This window comes from Microbacterium sp. (genome assembly GCF_026393345.1).
Lineage (GTDB): Bacteria > Actinomycetota > Actinomycetes > Actinomycetales > Microbacteriaceae > Microbacterium.
In genome coordinates this window covers 1107-1821 of sequence record NZ_JAPLAI010000070.1, presented here as the reverse complement: position 1 = coordinate 1821, position 715 = coordinate 1107, and the positions used below count along the sequence as shown (strand labels likewise).

Annotated in this window: 1 protein-coding gene; it reads left to right on the top strand. The window is 69.2% G+C overall.

Going from position 1 to position 715, the window contains the following annotated elements:
- Window positions 1–121 precede the first annotated feature (121 nt).
- A partial coding sequence (locus tag NT132_RS14110; RefSeq protein ID WP_297790148.1) for a substrate-binding domain-containing protein occupies window positions 122–715 on the top strand: 594 nt, incomplete at its 3' end.

Below are 715 nucleotides of genomic sequence, written 5' to 3'. Positions count from 1 at the left end.
TGCGTCGCCGCGATGCGCAGTCGCGGCTCGACGCGTACCGATTCCGAGCTCGCGAGCTCGGGGTCACCACCCCCACCGGGCCGTTGGCGCGGCGCCTAAGCGGAATCCGACGGAGGCCAGAATGATGCACGGACGTCTGCGACGCGGGGTCGTCGCACTCCTGATCGGCGCGGTCGCGTTCGGGGCCGCGCCCGCGGTGTCGGCGACCGCCGCGACGGCCGCTCCATCCGCGGTCGGGACCGAGTACTACCCGATCTCGGGAGTCGGCTCCACCTGGTCGGCCAACGCCATCCAGCAGTGGGTCCGCAATGTGTTCAACAACTACCAGTGGAAGATCGAGGACAGCGCCCAGGGTTCGTCGGCCGGGCGCCAGCTGTCCGGTCAGCCCAACGGCGGATACGACTTCGCGGCCTCCGAGATCCCGTACGCCCTGCCCAACAGCGACAGTGTCGACCCGCCGCCCGCGCGGAAGTTCGCCTACATGCCGATCGTCGCCGGGGGCACGGCATTCATGTACAACCTCGTGATCGGCGGCAAGAAGGTCACCAACCTGCGGCTTAGCGGAGAAACCGTCGCGCGCATCTTCACCGGCGCGATCACCCGCTGGAACGACGCCGCGATCGCCGCCGACAACCCGTCGCTCTCCTTGCCCGCGATCGCCATCGTGCCGGTCGTCCGATCGGACGGTTCCGGCACCTCCGCACAGTTCTCCTCG